This is a genomic window from Massilimicrobiota sp. An142, from assembly GCF_002160725.1.
In the GTDB taxonomy this organism is placed as follows: Bacteria; Bacillota_I; Bacilli_A; order Erysipelotrichales; family Coprobacillaceae; genus Allocoprobacillus; species Allocoprobacillus merdigallinarum.
The window spans coordinates 25,292-41,419 of record NZ_NFLD01000012.1 but is presented as its reverse complement, the minus strand read 5'-3'; the positions used below and the strand labels follow the sequence as shown (position 1 = coordinate 41,419).

The window sequence follows — 16,128 nt, the reverse complement described above, 5'->3', positions numbered from 1 at the left end:
TTCCTCCTTTATAACTTCCACATTATAGCATATTTTGTAAAATAAAGAAAAGATTCCATACAAAAAAAAGATGCAAAAAGCATCTTCCTATACTAGCCTTTAATAAAATGCGGATTGATTTCAATATCTTCTAAATCATCCCAAATTTCTTCTTCATCTTTCACTTCTACTTTAATACATGTTTCTCCACTAATTTCAATTTGCATTTCTTTTTCAATTTCAATTGTCACTTCTTTTGATGCATGCGTAGCCGATAAACATTTTGGTTTTTCTAAACATCTCCCTTTGACCTGATCACTATTTTCAAATTCACGATCTTCCTTTTTAGTAACCTGCATGTCGTCAATATAAGTGACCTGATGTTTTTCTACAATTGAATCCATTTCATCATGATAACTGTACCAAATGTGAATATCAAAAGTACCAACAATTTTAGGAATCTTATTTTTAATAGCGGCTTCATAGTGATGATTAGTAATCCAGCACCCCAGTATATCATCAGGTAAATGACTCAAAGTAAAATTGTAAGTATTCCTAGATAATTTTTTGCCTTTAGCCACAATCGCTTTTGTATAGATCTCTCTAATATTATGACTCATAAACCCACCTCTATATACTATATGATAAATCTCCTTAATTACCACAATTTTTTAATATATTCATCAAATATTAACCAGTGAGTTCGTGAATTCCCTTAATCAATAATCATAAACATGATAAAAAAAGATACTTCAAATGAAGTATCTTATTGATTATGTGATGGTGTTGAATCTTTCAACACAACATCATGTGCTCCACCTTCAACAATACTTGTTGAAGAAACAAGAGTGATTTTGGCTTTTTCCTGTAATTCAGGAATTGTTAAAGCACCACAGTTACACATAGTTGATTTAATTTTGGCAAGTGTTAAACCAACATTATCTTTTAATGGACCTGCATATGGTACATAAGAATCAACACCTTCTTCAAATGAAAGTTTAGCATCTCCACCTAAATCATAACGTTGCCAGTTACGTGCACGAGCGCTACCTTCACCCCAGTATTCTTTCATATACTGTCCATTGATATTGACTTTATTTGTAGGTGATTCATCAAAACGAGAGAAATATCTTCCTAACATGATAAAATCAGATCCCATTGCTAAAGCTAATGTCATATGATAGTCATGAACAATTCCACCATCACTACAGATAGGAACATAAATTCCAGTTTCTTTAAAATATTCATCTCTAGCTTTAGCAACTTCAATAGTTGCAGTTGCTTGCCCTCTACCAATTCCTTTTTGTTCACGTGTAATACAAATAGAACCTCCACCGATTCCAACTTTAACGAAATCAGCACCACATTCAGCTAAAAATCTAAATCCTTCAGCATCAACAACATTTCCAGCACCAACTTTTACACTATCACCATAATGTTCTCTGATCCATTCAATTGTTAATTTTTGCCATTCACTGAATCCTTCACTAGAATCAATACATAATACATCTGCTCCAGCTTCTACTAACGCAGGAACACGTGTTGCATAATCTCTTGTATTGATACCTGCACCAACAACATATCTCTTAGATGCATCTAATAATTCATTAGGATTAGATTTTCTTGATTCATAATCTTTTCTAAATACAAAATATTCTAATTTCTGATTATCATCAATAATTGGTAAAGCATTCAACTTATTATCCCAGATAATATCATTAGCTTCTTTCAATGAAACACCACTTTTAGCAGTAATCAATTTATCAAATGGTGTCATAAACTCAGATACTTTTGTATCTAAAGACATACGTGAAATACGATAATCTCTTCCTGTTACAATTCCAACTAATTTTCCATTTTGTGTTCCATCTTCAGTCACAGCCATAGTTGAATGTCCAGTTTTTTCTTTTAACGCAATAACATCCTTTAAAGTCTGATCAGGAGCAATATTTGAATCACTTGGAACAAATCCAGCTTTATAATTTTTCACTTTTCTAACCATTTCAGCCTGTGCTTCAACAGTTTGTGATCCATATATAAATGAAACTCCACCTTCTCTTGCTAAAGCAATAGCCATTGTATCATTAGATACAGATTGCATGATTGCTGATACAAGTGGGATGTTTAACGATAATGCAGGTTCTTCACCTTTTTTAAATTTAACTAATGGTGTTTTTAAACTGACATTTTTTGGTTGACACTGAGCACTTGAGTATCCTGGTACCAATAAATATTCATTAAAAGTATGTGATGGTTCTTCAAAAAAATATGCCATAATCTCTCTCCTTTTTCTTATATTGTCATTTATTGAAGAAATTATATAGATTTTTCATGATTTCGTCAACTCTTTTTCTTCAATTCCAGATTAATATCATTTTGAATCTGATTTAATAATGCATTCACTTCTTCTTTTAACACTAAATAATTATATACTAATGGATTTTCATCAAACGATTTTTTCTTTTTTTGATAAGCTTGAATTAAACTTTCACAGTCGTTATTCAAATGTTTAGCTTTTACAATAGCCTGCTGCATTTGTTTTAACTCCTTCTCCAAAGCTTTCAACACTTCATCATTTTGTATCTTCTTTTCATATCTTTGATATTCTTTGACAATATCCTGATTTAAAATCCATTGATTCAAAGCTTCAGCCTTTTCTTGAACTTGTTTATTCAACTTCTTCACCTTTCAATGCCCATGTTTTGACTTCTGTGACTCTAACAGGAACTATTTGACCAATATGTTCAGGATTTCCTTTAAAATTAATAAGTTTTTGATGTTTTGTATATCCTGTTAACATTTCATTATCTTTTTTAGATGTTCCTTCTACGAGAACTTCTACAACCTGATTTAGAAATTTTTGATTTTGTTTAAGTGCTTTTTCATTCACCAAATCATTGAGACGATATAGACGTTGTTCTTTTGTATGAATGTCAATATCATCCTCCATCTTCGCTGCTGGTGTTCCCGCACGAGGTGAATAAATAAATGTATATGCTAAATCATATTCACAATATTCATATAATGATAATGTATCTTCAAACTGTTCATCTGTTTCCCCAGGGAATCCTACAATAACATCAGTTGTGATAGTACAATCAGGAATCTTTGATTTAATCTTATCAAATAATTTTAAATAATCCTCTCTTGTATATCTTCTTCCCATACGTTTTAAAACTTCACTATTTCCTGATTGAACAGGTAAGTGAATCGCTGGCATAATGTTATCATATTGAGCAATAACATCAATCATTTCATCACTGAAATCCCATGGATGACTAGTTGTAAAACGTATACGTGGAATGCCAGTTTTAGCTACATCTTCTAACAATGAAGCAAAGTTATAATTATCTTGAAAATCCTTACCATAAGAATTCACATTTTGGCCTAATAATGTAATCTCCTGATATCCCTGCTCTTTTAATTCTAAAACTTCTTGAAGAATTTCTTCTTTTAAACGTGATCTTTCTTTACCACGTGTGTAAGGCACAATACAATATGTACAAAACTTATTACATCCATACATAATATTAACCCAAGCTTTATAAGGATGTGCGCGATGACTTGGTAGATTTTCAATGACATCCCCTTCTTTAGACCAGACTTCCAAAACCATTTCTTTATCTAACATAGCTTGTTTTAATAAAACAGGCAAACGATGGATATTATGTGTTCCAAAAATCAAATCTACTTGTGGATGTTTTTCTAAAATCTTATTAACAACAACTTCTTCTTGAGCCATACATCCACAAATTCCAAAAATAATATTGGGATTTGTTCTTTTGACTTTTTTAAGATATCCAATTTTTCCAAAAACCTTTTCTTCAGCATTTTCTCTTATTGCACAAGTATTCAGTAAAACAACCTGTGCATCTTTAATTTCATCAGTTGCACTGTATCCTAAACTTTCTAAAATACCTGCTAGTGTTTCACTATCACGTTCATTAGCTTGACAACCATATGTCTGAATAAAGTATTTCTGTCCTTTTCCAATACCAACCATATCTGCTGGTATTTCATAAGCATCTTTAATATGATGTATTTCATCTTTTCCTCTATGTTTGGCATCTTTTAAAGATGGACCTTTAAAATATTGACTATAATCTTTCATTTTCTCACCACTTTCTGCTTTATTATACCAAATAAATCAAAATAAGAAAGAAAAAAATAAGGACATTGTCCTTATTTTTCATTAACCAAAGAATCCATCTGGCTGAATTGAGAAATATAAGATTCCACCTTCTGGTGTTTTCTTAAATAAACCTTTGCAATATGAAGCAGCTTCATCAGGGCTTAATTCTGTTTCACATTCAATTTCAGCTTTAATTCCTGTTTTCTTTATAAATTTACATTTAACTTTATCATCTTCATACCCATCAAAGAAATCAATTAATTTTTGAACTTGAGCAGTAGACATTAATAATTTACATTTTGCCATAATATTTCCTCCTTATTATCACATTTCTATTATAACACTTTGCTAAAAAAAATAAAGCCTTTTCATCTCATTTCTACATTTAATCTTAATGATGTAATGACCTGATTATCAATTGTCAAATCATAAAATGATGGGCTACAATACAATTCATATCCACTTGGTGCAATGTAGCCACGTGAAATAGCAATAGCCTTCATAGCCTGATTTAAAGCAGCTGCTCCAATCACTTGAATTTGAACCTTTTGGTGTTCTCTTAATAAACTCGTTAATGCTCCAGCAACCTTGCTTGGTTGTGAAGAAGACGATACTCTCATCATTTCCATAAAAATTCCTCCTTGCTTTTAATATATGAGCAAAGAGGAAAAATATACTATAAAGGATGATCTGGATCAATACAAATTCTTTGAATATGCGTACACTCATTATTTTGATTAAATGATAGTAAAGTTGCTCTGAATTGTCCCATTCCTTCAGCTACCTGGAAAGGTGTCATAATACCCATTTTCATGCGTTTAATAATTCCCTCAACATCACATCCAATGGCACTATGATAAGGACCTGTCATTCCTACATCACATTGAAATGCTGTTCCATGAGGCAAAATCTTTTCATCTGCTGTAGTCACATGTGTATGTGTCCCTAGCACTGCCGCAACTTTTCCATCAAGATAATAACCTAAAGCTACTTTTTCACTTGTAGCTTCAGCATGAAAATCAATAATATGTATATCACTTTGATCTTCTTTCAAAATTTCATCAATAGCTTCAAATGGATTTTGTGACTTTCCATCCATAAAAGTAATACCTAATAGATTCGTCACACGAATCTTACGATTTTGAAACATAATCTCACGACTTCCAACACCTGGTAAAGCTTTAGGCTGATTATAAGGAACGATTAAACGATCTGCTTCGTCTATATATTGAAACAGTTCCTTTTTAGCAAATGTATGATTACCCATGGTCATAAATGATATACCTTGAAATAAAAACTCATCATAATGTTTTTTTATTAATCCTTTGCCGTGCGTTGCATTTTCTACATTGGCAATGACAAAATCAATCTGATATTTCTTCTTCAACAATGGTAAATATTGATCAATCATTTCTCTCCCAATTGCTGAAAAAACATCTCCAATAAAAAGAATGTTCATTATCTCTCCTACTTTCTAAAAAAAGATAGGATATCCTATCTTTTATTTGGCAATTTCATTGGCACGAACTTCACGAATAACTGTCACTTTGATATGTCCAGGATAAGTGAGTTCGTTTTCAATTTTATCTCTAATATCTCTTGCAAGCTGATGGCTTGTTAAATCATCAACTTGATCTGGTTTGACGATAACACGAATTTCTCGACCAGCCTGAATAGCAAATACTTTATCAACACCATCAAAACCTTTAGAAATTTCTTCTAGTTTTTCAAGTCTTTGAATATAATTTTCAATTGTTTCGCTACGGCTTCCAGGTCTAGCAGCCGATAAAGTATCAGCAGCTGCTACTAAGATAGAAATAACGCTTGTTGGTTCCACATCTCCATGATGTGATTCAATGGCATTAATAACAGTTGCATTTTCACCATATTTCTTTGCAAACTTCACACCTAGCTCAACATGGCTACCTTCCATTTCATGGTCAACAGCTTTTCCAATATCATGCAATAATCCTGCACGTCTAGCAAGCTGTTGGTTGAGACCAAGTTCAGCTGCCATCATTCCAGCAAAATGCGCAACTTCTAATGAGTGCTGTAAAGCATTTTGACCATAACTTGTACGATATTTCAATTTTCCAATCAACATGATAATTTCTTTGTGAACACGTGATAAACCTAATTCAAAAATAGCATCTTCCCCAGTTTTTTGAATGACTTCATGAAGTTCATTTTTTGTCTTTTGAACCACTTCTTCAATACGACCAGGTTGAATTCTTCCATCTCTAATCAACGTTTCTAATGAAAGACGTGCAATTTCTCTACGAATTGGATCAAAGCAAGAAATAGTAATAGCTTCAGGTGTATCATCAATAATCAATTCTACTCCTGTTGCATTTTCAATTGCTTTAATATTTCTTCCTTCACGTCCAATAATACGACCTTTCATTTCTTCGCTTGGTAAAGCAACAACATTAACAGTTCGTTCAATCGTTTCTTCCTGTGAATAACGATTAATAGCTGCTGCAATAATATCTTTTGCATAAAGCGAAGCTTTAGATTTTGCCTCATCTTCCTGCTCTTTGATATAAGCTGTCACTTCTTTTGACATTTTTTGTTCAACTTGTTTAAATAACTCTTCTTTTGCTTCATTAGCGCTCATTGCTGCAATTTTTTCTAATTCCGTAATTTTTGCATCAATCTGATCTTTCAATTGAGCCTCTAATTTCCCTAGTTCTTCACTTTTCTTTTCTAATTGCACTGCTTTTTCTTCCAAAACATCTTCTCTACCTTGTAAAGCAATATCTCTACGATCAATATTTTGTTCTCTTTGCAATAGTTTATTTTCAAATTTAGTAACTTCTAAGCGTTGTTCCTTGATTTCTTTTTCAGCCTCAAGCTTATATTCATAAGCCTGTGTTTTCGCATCAAGAATCGCTTCCTTAACTATATTATCAGCCTTAGAATTGGCTTCATCCACAATTCTAGAAGCATCATTATGAGCTTTAGATACTCCTAATTTTGTTAAAATAAAATATAAACCAAATCCTAAAGCGACACAAAGAACATAGGTAACAATAGTAAGAGGGGCACCAAATTCTTGCATAATCTTCCTCCTATTTCCTATGACAAATTTCTTGTTGTGCATTACACACATAAAATATTATACCGTATTTTTGTGAAATTGACAATAAAATATCAAAAGATTGCTTTTTGACCACAATAAAAACCAATATAGAAAACTATATTGGTTAAGCTTCTTCATGAGCAAAAATCTGTGCTTTGACTTTTTCTTCAATTTCATTCATGATATCAGGATGTTCAGCTAAGAAAATTTTAACATTTTCTCTACCCTGACCAATTTTTTCACCTTGATAAGCATACCATGCGCCTGATTTATCAATAATATCATGAGCAACTGCCAAATCAATAATTTCGCCATCTCTTGCGATACCTTTACCATAAATGATATCCACAGATGTTGTTTTAAATGGAGGTGAAACCTTGTTTTTGACAACTTTAATATTGACTTTATTTCCGACAATCTCACTACCATTTTTGATAGCTTCACTACGTCTGATTTCAATACGCACAGAAGCATAAAACTTCAAGGCACGTCCTCCTGTTGTTGTTTCAGGATTACCATACATAACACCAATTTTTTCTCTTAACTGATTAATAAAAATAATTGTACATGATGTTTTATTCATAAGTCCAGACAAACGACGCATAGCCTTAGACATCATACGCGCCTGTAAACCAACTGAATTATCACCCATTTCACCATCAAGTTCAACTTGTGGAACCAAAGCCGCTACTGAGTCAACAACAACCAAATCAATCGCATTACTCTTTACTAAAGTTTCCGCAATAGCTAACCCCTGTTCTCCACTATCAGGCTGTGATAAAATCAGTTCATCAACATTCACTCCTAAATTTCTCGCATAAATAGGATCAATAGCATGCTCTGCATCAATGAAAGCAGCTCTTCCTCCCTGTTTTTGAACTTCTGCTATCGCATGAAGTGTTAATGTTGTTTTCCCACTTGATTCAGGACCATAAATTTCAATAATACGTCCTTTGGGATAACCACCAATACCAAGTGCAGCATCCAGTGTTAATGAACCGGTAGGAATCACATCAATATCAACTGCCACACGATCGCCTAATTTCATAATTGACCCTTTACCAAACTGCTTTTCAATTAAATGAATGGCATCTGTTAATGCTTTTTCTTTTTTATCATCAACTGATTCTGTTTTTTTCACTTTCTTTTCTGCCATAAAATATTCCTCCTACTATTTATATACAACACTTTTTTATGAAATTACTTCAAAATTTCTAAAATTTTTTCAATTCCTATCAAAATAGCCTGTTTTTGAATATCATCACGGCTGCCAGAAAGACGATAACAAAAAGTATATATATTTTCACCATAGGCAATACCAATATAAATCAAACCAACTGGTTTTCCTTCCATTGCTGATGGACCTGCATTTCCAGTAAAAGAAATGCATACATCACTATCAAACATTTTTTGTCCTTGAATGGCCATCAGTCCTGCGACTTCTTTAGAAACAACGCCAAACTGATCAATAATTTTTTCATCAATATGCAAAACATCTCTTTTAATACGTGTCTGATAGCTCACTAATGTTCCTCGATAAACAGCTGAAATGCCACTAATACTACCAATTGTTTTGGCAAAACCACCTACTGTAAAACTCTCTACACTGCTTATCGAAATATTTCTTTGTATTAATAATTGAGCTAATTCTTCCATTTTACATACTCTCCATGATATATTGTCTATTTTTCATAAAATAGTCTACTCCACTCACAAAAGAAATCAATGTTGCAAGCCAAATCATGATCTGATCCATTGGAATATGCAAACCAGCAAAAACAATATTATTCAATAACAGCAAACAAATAGCAATCATTTGTGTCATTGTTTTTGCTTTTCCTAGATAACTTGCCGCTAAAACAACATTCTTTTGGCTGGCAACCAAACGAATAGCATCAACAATAATATCTCTTGAAATCATAATGATAGGAATAATGATATGAATATCATGTGTTGAAGCTAACAATAACAAAGTCGTATTGACAATCAATTTATCAGCAATTGGATCAATAAACTTTCCAAAAGTCGTAATCAAATGCTGTTTTCGGGCAATATAACCATCTAAATAATCCGTCAATGCTGATAAAGCAAAAATCAAAAACAAAATAATATCCAATAAAGATAATGATGTTGATAAAACATCAAAAACAGGTATCTCAATACCTAATGATTGATATGGTATCAAATAAACAATAATAAATAATGGGACACTCAATAAACGAATTGTTGTTAATTTATTAGGTAAATTCATATTATTCCTTCTCTAATGTTAAAATGAAATTGACTGGTCTATCTTGATTAGTATTGATATCTTCATCAGTTAATGGAATTTCCTGATTATTAATATAATAACGATGTCCTCTATTATTACCATTACGTAAATCTAAACTTTCAAAATCACTTACATTAAATGTCAATTCTACTGTTTCAGTTTCACCATCTTCATTTTCATGATAAATTTTTGATACAAACTGATCATATATCTCATCATTGACTCTCATTTGTGCCCAACAAGGTGCATTATATTCAACTTTCAATGTAAATGTTTGGGCATCTGCAGGCAATTTGAAATTATAATCTAAAAAATCATTTCTAGTAAATTCTACAGTTCCTTGTGCTGTTTGTGATTGATTCCCATTATTTCCAGAATTTGACGGCTGATTATCTGGAGGTGTTGTTTCCACATTTCCTTCTACTGTCAATTGATTGTCAGGTTTTGCTGGATCATCACTTTGAGTACGTGTTGCATAAAATCCAAACCAAATAACGACAATCACCAGACACACTAAAACCAAAATAATAGCTGCTCGAATAATCGTTACATGCGATTTATCTTCATATACAGAAGGTTTTCTAGTTAATTGAGGTGCTTTAAAAGAGAATTTTTTCCCTTTATTCACAATTTCTTCATTATGATCTTCCTGTATTTCTTTTTCCTTTAATTCTTCCAACTCAATTTCACGAGTTAATTCTATATATTGCTCTGTTAACTGTTCTCCATCCATCTCTAAAGCTTTTGAGATTTTTTTGAGGTACATCTTTACATAAGCTTCATCACCTTTATAGCGATCAAATTTTCCATTTTCTATATCTCTTAAAACAGCGACTGAAATTTTTGTTTTTGCTGATAAATCTTCTATCGTCATTTGTTTCTTTTCTCTTTTTTGACGAATATTTTGACCTAAATTATCCAAAAAAAATACCTCCTTATTTCCAGAAAATGTCCCTTCAATAATAATCATATTAAACCATAAAATAGTTATTTTTACAATACCAACACTATTATTTTATGAATTTATGAACAAGTTATGAATTTTATCCTATATCTATATAATTTCCTGTCAAAAAAAATAAATATTTTTATTTTAGGTAGAAAAAAAAGTCGACATTTCTATCGACAAAATTGCTCATTCTGATAAGCCGAGTTCTGTTTTTCAACCGATTATTTATCTATGTGTATAACACATCTTCATATCAGTTCAATTCCCTCTATGAAGCTCCCCTACCAAAATTTGGGTTTCATCCTTGCAGAGTTTACCGCTTTTCACTCTTTTTTTCAAAAGACATTGTTTCTGTGGCACTTTATGACTTATCAACCATGCCTGACGGTTTAGGTCTTAGGTCTGTCGTTAGCAAGATGCTACCTGCATTTATTAGATGCAGTACAAACACTACAATCATCGCAGATTGTGGATGCCCGGACTTTCCTCTATTTCTAGCAATCGGTTCTCATGAGCATGCATATTTTACTCAAAATCGCAAAAAAAAGCAATCATTATTTATTTTTATAGACTTCTTTTTCTAAATTAGAGATTCTTTTTAACAAATCTACATTAGATGAAAGATTTTCTTCCATAGAACGTAAATTATCCTGTTGAATCAAATGTTCTCTTTCCATATTTGCCATTTTCATTTTTAAAGCTTCGTTTTCTTTTTGTAGATTTTCAATCTGTTCATAAGATTCATTTAACATTTGCGCAAATGTTTCATAATCTTCAACAACTGTATCTAAAAAATAATCTACTTCGGTTGCACTATAACCCTTAAAATCTATTTGAAAATGTTTGTTTAAAATTTTTTTTGGACTTAACTGTATTTTCTTTGCCATATCCATCACCTTTCCTCCTCCATATTTTCACAAAAAACAATTATAAATGCAAGATATTTTTAAAAAAAGATGATTTTACACACAAATTAGACAAGATGGAAAAAATATATGTTATAATAATATGGTAAATCAATGAAAGGATATAATTATGGTTAATTACCCTAATATGAAACGCAGCTGGCAATCTTCAACATTACCAACGCACGATAAAAAACATTATACAGCTCATCGTGGAATGTCATTGGAAGAAGATATTACATTATCGAATCAATATTATCTTTCACATGATATTGCGGTTATTTATAAAAAGCCAACGCCTATTCAAATTGTCAAAGTTAACTATCCCAGACGTGAAGCCGCTAAAATTGTAGAAGCTTATTATAAAACACCTTCAACCACAGACTATAATGGACTTTATCGTGGGAAATATGTGGATTTTGAAGCTAAAGAAACAAAAGTCAAGACCTTTCCTTTTGCAAATATTTCAAAACATCAGATTGATCATCTACAAAAAATCATCAATCATGGAGGGATTGCTTTTGTTATTATTGCATTTACCTCATTAAATGAGGTATACTTAATTGACGCAAGTCATATCATTAATGATTATTATCATTCCCAGCGAAAATCAATAACATATGAAAAAATCAAAAATCTTGGACATCTGATACCCCAAGGCTATCAACCAAGATTAGATTATTTAAAAGTTGTTGACGATTGGTATTTTAAGGAGGATGAATGATGAAAAAAATAAACCGAAAAAAATCTACCAAAACAGAAAACAAGAAACAAAAAAGACGAATTATTAAAGTTGTTTGTTTAATTGTTGCGGTTATGATTACTTCTACTGGTATGTATTTGGGATTTGGGATTTTCAAACAGGTAGAAGGCTTTTCAAAGGAAAAACTCACTTCTGATGAATCTTCTGTTTTATGTACAACAGACGGTGAAGAGTGGTTTTCCGTTGCTCGTGGTGGTGTTCAAAAAAATGTCAGTTACAATGACATTCCTCAAGTAATGATTGATGCTGTTGTAGCTGCTGAAGATTCACGTTTTTTTGAACATAACGGGTTTGATGTTCCTCGTATTGTCAAAGCTTTAGTAGGTAATATTGCTGCAGGTGGTATTACAGCTGGTGGTTCAACAATTACTCAACAGTTAATTAAAAAGTCATACTATCCTGATGAGGAACAAACCATTGAAAGAAAAATTGGTGAAATTATTCTTTCAATCGAAGCAACTTCTCAAATTTCAAAAGAAGAAGTTCTTGAACTCTATTTAAATAAAATATATTTTGGATATGGTCCTCAAACAGTAGGAATTTATGCAGCTTCAAGATATTATTTTGATAAATCAGTACAAAACTTAACATTACCAGAAGCGGCTTTGTTAGCAGGTACTTTAAACTCTCCAAACCGTTTTGATCCGTTTAGAAACCTGGACTTAGCTCAAGATCGTCGTGATACAATTCTAGGTTTAATGTTACAGCATGGTTATATATCTAAAGAAGAATGCGAAGCTACAAAAGCTATTCCAGTTGAAAACACATTGAAATCAAATCCAATTTCAACAAGCGGACAATATCAGGCATATGCTGATAAAGTCATTCGTGAAGTTCAGGAAACAACTGGTTATGATCCATATGAAACACCTATGCGTATCTATACATATATTGATACTGATGTTCAAAAACAATTAGATGATATTGCAAGTGGTGAAACATATGATTTTCAGGATTCAAGAATTCAAGTGGGTGCTGTTATTCAAGAATCCACAACAGGACGCATTGTCGGTGTTTTAAGTGGACGTGATTATACACCTTTAGGGACAACATATGCATATGCATCTCAAACAGGTGCAAGCTATGGTCAAAAGAACCAGCCTGGTTCTTCATTAAAACCTTTAATTTCATATGCTGCTGCATTTGAATTCTTAGATTATTCAACAGCCCATTATGTCCATGATGTTCCTTATGAATATGCGAATGGTTTTGTTCCTAGCAACTGGAACGGAAGAAAATATAATGGTGATATTTCTATTTCGAGTGCCTTAAGCAATTCATGGAATGCTGCTGCTTTACAAACATTTAGTGAAGTCATTACTGGAAAAGATTGTAATGGTAATGATGTTGGTGATGGTATTGGTATTGATGGTGCAACTCAATATCTTGAAAGCTTGGGATTTGATATGGAAGGCGAATCAGTTGACATTGGTTATGCAATTGGAGCATGGCGACAAGGTGTCACTCCTGAATCTGAAGCTGGTGCCTATGCTGTCATTGCGAATGGTGGAACTTATATTGAACCTCATACAGTTCAAAAAATCGAATTATTAACAACTGGTGAAGTTATTGAAATTGATCAAAAATATCAAGAAGAAAAAACACAAGCCCTTTCTGAAGAATCAGCTTATATGATTCGTGATATCATGACTGACTATGTCAAATCTGGAACTGGAATGTATAGTATGTTAAATTTAGGATATCAGATTGGTGCTAAATCAGGAACTTCTAACCATGCTGATGATACAAGTGTTAATGAAAAAATTCGTGGTCAAAATAAAGATGCCTGGTTATCAGCTTTTTCTCCAGATTATACATGGAGTGTCTGGACAGGTTATAATGCTAAAGATCAAAAAAAAGGTTATTATACAAAAAGCAATCGCGATTCCAATAATATCGCAACGATGATTGCCAAATTCTTACATGAAGATGGTATGAAAAATTCATATCCTTCTCAACCATCTGGATTAGTAGAAGCAAGCTGTGTATCAGGTATTTATCCATATGTGACTCCAGGTGAAGGTGTGCCTGATAATCGTGTTGTTTCTGGTTTATTCAAAAAGAACAATACACCTAGTGGTAGTGCAAATGGTTCTAGTTTAAATAATCTGTCATCTTTTACAGCTGAACTTGCTAATGATAAGCTCAATGTCACATTCACTGAGTATGATCCAAAGAGCATGACAGAAGATGCAACACCTACAAAAACATATACAGCTGGTGGAAATAGTTACACACTTCCATATCTAGGTAATATTAATCAATTATATGGAAAAGTTGTTTATAAAGTTGATATTGCAGATGCCTCTGGTAATGTTGTTCATAGTGAAACTTTAAATAGTGCCACTGGAACAATAAATTACACATTATCACCTGGTACATATACTGTAACAGGATACTATGCTTTTGAAAGTGGCAATGGAACTTCTAATAAAATTTCACAAACAATCACAGTAGAAGACACAACGCCTGCAAGCTATACACGTACTGCATTAACAGAAAGTTCAGTTACATATCAGGTCACTGTCCCTGCTGGAACTTCCATTACAGCTTCGTTAAATGGAACAAATCAAACACTTCAACAAAGTGGTACAATTACATTTAGTCAATTATCCGCTGGAACAACTTATTCTGTCACATTTACACATACACAAGCTGATGGTCAAACTGTGACTCTTGGTACTGATTCATTCATGACCACAAGTCAAACACAACAACCTGACCCAACTCAGCCTACAACACCGACACAAACTCCAACGCAATAAAAAATAAGACTGAATTCTCAACAATGAGTTTTCAGTCTTTTTCTATATTTAAATATTTTTTTCTTTTAGGCTCTTTACATATATCAATGAGTGAACAATGCTGACAATCAGGATTTATAGATTTACAATGATATCTACCAAAGAAAATCATTTGATGATGCGTTTTAATCCATCTTTCTTGAGGTATAGCTTTTTGTAGCTTTTGTTCAACCACCAAAACTGAATCTTTCTTAAAAGCAAAACCAAGCCTTTTTGAAATACGTTCTACATGTGTATCCACTGCAATAGCAGGCACTTTAAATCCTTCTGATATGACGACATTCGCTGTTTTACGCCCTACTCCTGGCAATGTCTGTAAGGCTTCATGATCACAAGGAACCTGACCATCAAAATCATCAATGAGTTTTTGCGCCATTGCTTTGACATTTTTCGCTTTATTTCGATAAAGACCAATAGTACGTAAATCATTTTCTAATTGCGATAAAGGGGCTTTCGCATAATCTTTAACACTTTGATATTTTTGAAATAACTGTTCTGTTAATTTATTCACACTCGCATCTGTTGTTTGAGCAGATAACATGACTGCAATTAACAATTCTAATTCATTATGATGAACCAATTCACATTTAGCATCTGGATACATCTCATCAAAAACATCTAAAATACGTTTGACTCTTTCCTTATTCATTTTCTTCCCACCATTTATAATCCTTTATACTTTGTTCAACCTCATTATGACTTGGTTGTGGCTTTGCAGGAGCATAGCGCTTTGTAACGCCATAACGTGCCCAATTATCCAATACTTTTTCGATATAACGAAAAGTAATAACACCTGATTTCACTGACTCATTTAAAGCATCAACAATCATTTCATCATCAAAGCCCTGACACTTTAAAGAATTAATTAACTGTACTTCTCTTTGACTTAAACTACGTCCAAAGGCATCTTCAAAAATGCTAACCAAATCAATATCCTGGCTTTCTGTTTGAGTCGGTTGATTTAACAACATTTTTTGTAAAGGCTTGAGATTTAATGAACCATGTTGTCTTGAAATCCAATGTTTATCAACCAATGACATCAAAATATCATCAATCTTTCGAAGTGATAAAGAACAAATACGTGAAATTTGTGATGGTGTAATAGGTTTAACTCCTATATCATCTAAAGTCATAATCAACAACAGTACATAACACTCCTGATCAGAAATATGCAGTTGTTTAGACTTTAAAATCAATAACTTCTGAAAATCAACACAACGATAATCTAATAATTCATCCATA

The 16,128-nt window shown here is 32.5% G+C and carries 17 protein-coding genes and 1 other RNA gene; 2 read left to right on the top strand and 16 right to left on the bottom strand.

Annotated elements, in window-relative coordinates; all coding sequences use genetic code 11:
• Positions 1–92: 92 nt before the first annotated feature.
• The 14 genes from cotE to B5E87_RS06885 form a co-directional block, all read right to left on the bottom strand.
• Positions 93–599, bottom strand: a complete 507-nt coding sequence (gene cotE / locus B5E87_RS06950) for an outer spore coat protein CotE (protein WP_087244206.1) — start codon at positions 597–599, stop codon at positions 93–95.
• 146 nt (positions 600–745) lie between these two features.
• On the bottom strand, positions 746–2,254 hold the full coding sequence (locus tag B5E87_RS06945; protein ID WP_087244205.1) for an IMP dehydrogenase: 1,509 nt from the start codon (positions 2,252–2,254) through the stop codon (positions 746–748).
• Between the two features lie 65 nt (positions 2,255–2,319).
• On the bottom strand, positions 2,320–2,664 hold the full coding sequence (locus tag B5E87_RS06940) for a YlbF/YmcA family competence regulator (RefSeq protein ID WP_087244204.1): 345 nt from the start codon (positions 2,662–2,664) through the stop codon (positions 2,320–2,322).
• Positions 2,648–4,090, bottom strand: a complete 1,443-nt coding sequence (miaB, locus tag B5E87_RS06935) for a tRNA (N6-isopentenyl adenosine(37)-C2)-methylthiotransferase MiaB (RefSeq protein ID WP_087244203.1) — start codon at positions 4,088–4,090, stop codon at positions 2,648–2,650. The genes B5E87_RS06940 and miaB overlap by 17 nt, the downstream gene beginning before the upstream one ends.
• A gap of 81 nt (positions 4,091–4,171) precedes the next feature.
• Positions 4,172–4,417, bottom strand: coding sequence for a hypothetical protein (locus B5E87_RS06930; protein WP_087244202.1), 246 nt, complete (start codon positions 4,415–4,417; stop codon positions 4,172–4,174).
• A gap of 62 nt (positions 4,418–4,479) precedes the next feature.
• On the bottom strand, positions 4,480–4,740 hold the full coding sequence (locus tag B5E87_RS06925; protein ID WP_087244201.1) for a stage V sporulation protein S: 261 nt from the start codon (positions 4,738–4,740) through the stop codon (positions 4,480–4,482).
• Between the two features lie 47 nt (positions 4,741–4,787).
• On the bottom strand, positions 4,788–5,570 hold the full coding sequence (locus tag B5E87_RS06920) for a TIGR00282 family metallophosphoesterase (RefSeq protein ID WP_087244200.1): 783 nt from the start codon (positions 5,568–5,570) through the stop codon (positions 4,788–4,790).
• A gap of 42 nt (positions 5,571–5,612) precedes the next feature.
• A complete protein-coding gene (gene rny, locus B5E87_RS06915; protein ID WP_087244199.1) occupies positions 5,613–7,172 on the bottom strand; it encodes a ribonuclease Y in 1,560 nt (519 codons plus the stop codon).
• 145 nt (positions 7,173–7,317) lie between these two features.
• Positions 7,318–8,349, bottom strand: a complete 1,032-nt coding sequence (gene recA / locus B5E87_RS06910) for a recombinase RecA (RefSeq protein WP_087244198.1) — start codon at positions 8,347–8,349, stop codon at positions 7,318–7,320.
• A 44-nt stretch (positions 8,350–8,393) separates the two neighbouring features.
• Complete coding sequence (locus B5E87_RS06905) at positions 8,394–8,849, bottom strand: CinA family protein (RefSeq protein WP_087244197.1); 456 nt, start codon at positions 8,847–8,849, stop codon at positions 8,394–8,396.
• Position 8,850: 1 nt separating this feature from the next.
• On the bottom strand, positions 8,851–9,444 hold the full coding sequence (gene pgsA, locus B5E87_RS06900; protein WP_087244196.1) for a CDP-diacylglycerol--glycerol-3-phosphate 3-phosphatidyltransferase: 594 nt from the start codon (positions 9,442–9,444) through the stop codon (positions 8,851–8,853).
• A 1-nt stretch (position 9,445) separates the two neighbouring features.
• Positions 9,446–10,387, bottom strand: coding sequence for a helix-turn-helix domain-containing protein (locus B5E87_RS06895; RefSeq protein WP_087244195.1), 942 nt, complete (start codon positions 10,385–10,387; stop codon positions 9,446–9,448).
• Positions 10,388–10,606: 219 nt separating this feature from the next.
• Positions 10,607–10,928: RNase P RNA component class B (rnpB, locus tag B5E87_RS06890), an RNA gene on the bottom strand.
• Positions 10,929–10,968: 40 nt separating this feature from the next.
• The gene (locus B5E87_RS06885) at positions 10,969–11,301 is read right to left on the bottom strand and encodes a DivIVA domain-containing protein (protein ID WP_087244222.1); all 333 of its coding nucleotides are present in this window, start codon (positions 11,299–11,301) and stop codon (positions 10,969–10,971) included.
• A 148-nt stretch (positions 11,302–11,449) separates the two neighbouring features.
• Between B5E87_RS06885 and recU the strand changes: the two genes are divergently transcribed.
• Positions 11,450–12,043, top strand: coding sequence for a Holliday junction resolvase RecU (gene recU / locus B5E87_RS06880; protein ID WP_087244194.1), 594 nt, complete (start codon positions 11,450–11,452; stop codon positions 12,041–12,043).
• Entirely contained in the window at positions 12,043–14,847 is a 2,805-nt protein-coding gene (locus B5E87_RS06875; RefSeq protein WP_241147143.1) for a transglycosylase domain-containing protein, read from the top strand. The genes recU and B5E87_RS06875 overlap by 1 nt, the downstream gene beginning before the upstream one ends.
• A gap of 31 nt (positions 14,848–14,878) precedes the next feature.
• Here the strand turns inward: B5E87_RS06875 and nth are convergent, their stop codons facing one another.
• Both nth and B5E87_RS06865 read right to left on the bottom strand, forming a co-directional pair.
• Positions 14,879–15,535, bottom strand: coding sequence for an endonuclease III (gene nth / locus B5E87_RS06870; protein ID WP_087244192.1), 657 nt, complete (start codon positions 15,533–15,535; stop codon positions 14,879–14,881).
• Positions 15,528–16,127 (bottom strand): DnaD domain protein, encoded by a 600-nt coding sequence (locus tag B5E87_RS06865; protein ID WP_087244191.1) that lies wholly within the window; start codon positions 16,125–16,127, stop codon positions 15,528–15,530. The genes nth and B5E87_RS06865 overlap by 8 nt, the downstream gene beginning before the upstream one ends.
• Between the last annotated feature and the right edge of the window lies 1 nt (position 16,128).

Coding starts and splice junctions, on each gene's coding strand:
- B5E87_RS06945 (WP_087244205.1), bottom strand. CDS start 2,254: ATGGCATATTTTTTTGAAGAACCATCACATACTTTTAATGAATATTTA.
- B5E87_RS06865 (WP_087244191.1), bottom strand. CDS start 16,127: ATGGATGAATTATTAGATTATCGTTGTGTTGATTTTCAGAAGTTATTG.
- B5E87_RS06885 (WP_087244222.1), bottom strand. CDS start 11,301: ATGGCAAAGAAAATACAGTTAAGTCCAAAAAAAATTTTAAACAAACAT.
- nth (WP_087244192.1), bottom strand. CDS start 15,535: ATGAATAAGGAAAGAGTCAAACGTATTTTAGATGTTTTTGATGAGATG.
- B5E87_RS06930 (WP_087244202.1), bottom strand. CDS start 4,417: ATGGCAAAATGTAAATTATTAATGTCTACTGCTCAAGTTCAAAAATTA.
- recU (WP_087244194.1), top strand. CDS start 11,450: ATGGTTAATTACCCTAATATGAAACGCAGCTGGCAATCTTCAACATTA.
- pgsA (WP_087244196.1), bottom strand. CDS start 9,444: ATGAATTTACCTAATAAATTAACAACAATTCGTTTATTGAGTGTCCCA.
- miaB (WP_087244203.1), bottom strand. CDS start 4,090: ATGAAAGATTATAGTCAATATTTTAAAGGTCCATCTTTAAAAGATGCC.
- rny (WP_087244199.1), bottom strand. CDS start 7,172: ATGCAAGAATTTGGTGCCCCTCTTACTATTGTTACCTATGTTCTTTGT.
- B5E87_RS06920 (WP_087244200.1), bottom strand. CDS start 5,570: ATGAACATTCTTTTTATTGGAGATGTTTTTTCAGCAATTGGGAGAGAA.
- B5E87_RS06875 (WP_241147143.1), top strand. CDS start 12,043: ATGAAAAAAATAAACCGAAAAAAATCTACCAAAACAGAAAACAAGAAA.
- cotE (WP_087244206.1), bottom strand. CDS start 599: ATGAGTCATAATATTAGAGAGATCTATACAAAAGCGATTGTGGCTAAA.
- recA (WP_087244198.1), bottom strand. CDS start 8,349: ATGGCAGAAAAGAAAGTGAAAAAAACAGAATCAGTTGATGATAAAAAA.
- B5E87_RS06905 (WP_087244197.1), bottom strand. CDS start 8,849: ATGGAAGAATTAGCTCAATTATTAATACAAAGAAATATTTCGATAAGC.
- B5E87_RS06925 (WP_087244201.1), bottom strand. CDS start 4,740: ATGGAAATGATGAGAGTATCGTCTTCTTCACAACCAAGCAAGGTTGCT.